This is a genomic window from Bacteroidota bacterium, from assembly GCA_034723125.1.
GTDB lineage: Bacteria > Bacteroidota > Bacteroidia > CAILMK01 > JAAYUY01 > JAYEOP01.
Window position 1 is genome coordinate 1 of the sequence record JAYEOP010000188.1, and the last position, 3,657, is coordinate 3,657.

Sequence of the window (3,657 nt, forward strand, 5' to 3'; positions counted from 1 at the left end):
GCATTGGATGGACGTAAATATTTTTACTGATTGAATCCATACAATTTTGATTGCTGTTTGAAATTAATTTTACGGAATATTTTCCCCATTTTTTAAAATTTAAATTTGAAAGATTGAAGGACGAAAAAATTTGAGAATTGATAATCCATTGATAACTGAGTGAACCTGAACTAATGGAAGAAAGGTTAGTAAAATCAAAACTATTGTGGTCAAGACATTGGGTGCTGTCATTTATTTCAAATAAAACAACAGGCATAGGATAAACCGTAACTTTATGAGAAATTGAATCAACACAGCCATGATTTGTTTCGGCTGTTAAAATAATATTATAAATATCATCATGTTGATAATGATGTGACGGGGAAACAGCAGTACTTTTCTGTCCGTCATCAAAAAGCCATTCATAAGTTAGATTCCCAAAAGGAACACTGCTTAAGTTATTAAAATGGAAAAGATTATCATCAAGGCAATGTTGAGCGGTTTCAAAACTAAAAGCCGCAACAGGCATGGGCAAAGTATAAACTCTGGCAGAAATAGAATCCATGCAGCCTTCAGTTGTGGTTACGAACATTTTTACTTCAAAAGGATCAACTGTCAGGTAGCTATGATTTGGATTTTGAATAGTTGAATTGTTATTGTCACCAAAATCCCAATAATAATTTAAGTTGCCGTAAGGTAGGAAAGTTTTATCGGTAAATTGAAAATTATTGTTTTTAAAACATTGGTTGCTGTCATTAATGGTAAAATCTGCTTGGGGTGTTGGATGTACAAAAACGCTTTGCTGCACTGTGTCTCTGCAATTAAAATCTGAAATGCTTATTAAATTTACAAGGAAGGTATCATTATTTTTGAAACTATAAAACAACTGTTGTTTTTGTGAAATATTATTGTCTCCCAAATGCCATTCACTGCTCAGGTTTCCCCATTTTATAATTGAAGTATCTGTAAAATTAAATTGGTTGCCAAACAAACATTGTGAAGTGTTATCAATTGTAAAACCGCTTTGAGGCATAGGGCAAACATACACCGAACGCATAATTGAATCTTTGCAACCATGATCGGAAGTAAGTAAAAGTTTAACCCGGAAGGTATCATCTATTTGATAATGATGTTGTGCATTGGTTTGACCAAGAGTATCACCATCCCCGAAATCCCAAAATGATGTAAAACTACCGCTATCAATAGTACTTTGGTTGGTGAACTGAAACAAATTATCTTTTAGACAAAGGGCAGAATCTTTTATGTCAAAAGCCGTTTGAAGTTTCGGAAAAGCCACCACATAAGCCAATTTACTTGTAGAATCTTTACAACCGAAAGTTGATGTCGCTAACATTTTTACATTAAAAGTATCAGCATTAAGGTATGAATGATGCGGGTTTTCCTGTGTGGATGTATCACCATCACCGAAGTTCCATTTATAATTGAGGCTACCACTGTTGATTGTGGAAATGTTGGTAAATCGAAACTTATTTCCTTGCAGGCATTGCAAACTGTCTTGAATAGCGAATTCTGTTTCAGGCATTGGATAAACAATAATGCTTTTATAGGCTGAATCCGTACAGCCACTATCCGAAACAGCTAATAGTTTTACATAAAAAGTATCATCCGAAATATATGAATGGGAGGGTGATATTAAAGCCGAACTATCATTATCTCCAAAAAACCATAAATAAGTTATTGAACCTGAATCAATGGTTGAGTTGTTTGTAAAATTGAATAAATTACCGGATAAGCATTGAGCAGAATCATTGATTGAAAATTGGGTTTTTGGGGATGGAAGGATATTCAGATATAGAGTGATAAAACTATCGCAACCATAATAATTTGCAAGTGTATTATAGTAAGTGCCCGAGCTATAAAGAAATTTTCCATTGAAATAAAAGCTGTCACAAACATTGATAGAAATTGTATCACAAATTGGATAATATTTTATGAATTTTGCAATAAAAGCATCTTGGAAACTACCAATGGATGTTTGATGAGCACCTACTGTTGCAATGGCAGAAGTTGAACTTGTCCTTCCAGTTATATAAACATTTGCATTTTGATCTATTGCTATTCCATAACCATATTCATAACCGTTCCCCCCATAATAAGTTCCCCATTGCCTTTGCCCCATTGAATTGAATTTTGTTATAAATACATCACAACTCATTCCACTAATGGATGTTTGATAAGCACATGATGTAGCAATGGCAGAAGTTGAACGAGTCATTCCGGTTATATAAACATTTGCATTTTGATCTATTACAATGCCATAACCCTCATCATCATAACTTCCCCCATAATATGTTCCCCATTGTCGTTGCCCTGAAGAATTGAATTTGACGATATATACATCTTCCCCAGAAACACCACCATGAGTTGTTTGATGAGCACCTGAAGTGGAAATCGCAGAAGTTGAACTAGTCTTTCCGGTAACATAAACATTTGCACTTTGATCTGTTACAATTCCATAACCCCAATCATAACCACTTCCCCCATAATATGTTCCCCATTGTCTTTGCCCCGATGAATTGAATTTTGTTATAAATCCATCCACGTATCCACCAAAGGATGTTTGATGAGCACCTGAGGTGACAATGGCAGAAATTGAATTAGTATAAGTAGTACATCCGGTTACATAAACATTTGCATTTTGATCTGTTGCAATTCCATAACCCCAATCATTACCGTTCCCCCCATAATAAGTTCCCCATTGTATTTGCCCCGATGAATTGAACTTTGCTATAAATACATCCTTGTATCCACCAAAAGATGTTTGATGAGCACCTGAAGTGGAAATCGCAGAAGTTGAACTAGTACTTCCGCTTACATAAATATTTCCATTTTTATCTGTTGCAATACCAGGACCCGAATCATAACCGCTCCCACCATAATAAGTTCCCCATAGTCGTTGCCCTGAACTATTGAATTTAACAATAAATGCATCAATACCACCACCAAAAGTTGACTGATGAGAACCTGAAGTAGCTATTGCTGTAGTTGAATGAGTACTTCCGCTTACATAAACATTTCCATTTTGATCTGTGGTAATACCATTACCATAATCATTAGAAGTTCCCCCATAATAAGTTCCCCATAGTCGTTGCCCTGAAGTATTGAATTTAACAATAAATGCATCAATACCACCACCAAAAGTTGGCTGATGAGCACCTGATGTGGCTATTGCTGTAGTTGAATAAGTCCATCCGGTTACATAAACATTTCCATTTTGATCTGTGGCAATACCATAACCTACATTAGTTCCCCCATAATACGTTCCCCATTCCAAATTTGGCATAGGGTCAATAATCAAAGTGTTGTAGCTTGAATATTCACCACAACTAAAACCAAAAGTATTTTCACCTGAATTTTTATATCTAACAGATATTTTTTCTTTATTTTCCAATATCCAGCTTTCAGGGATGTCTTCATAAAAATTGCCATTGGAGGTTTCAATGTGGAGTTTTTCGTTTTTCAGCTTTATTTTATTTGCCCCTTTGTATTTTAGCTTTATCAGCGAAGCATCTGCTCCCGGATGAACAATGAAATTATATTTAAATTTTTGCTCGTCATTTTCCTGTACAAAAAATTCAATATCAATGCCCTTATAAATGTTTTTGTAGGTTACTTTTTGATAGGAGCGGACAAAGGTTGCTCCTTCTTCAGGGGTTG

General features: G+C 35.1%; 1 protein-coding gene. It reads right to left on the reverse strand.

The window, feature by feature from the left end:
* The coding region (locus U9R42_05605; protein MEA3495495.1) for a PKD domain-containing protein at nucleotides 1-3,657 on the reverse strand (3,657 nt) is incomplete at both ends.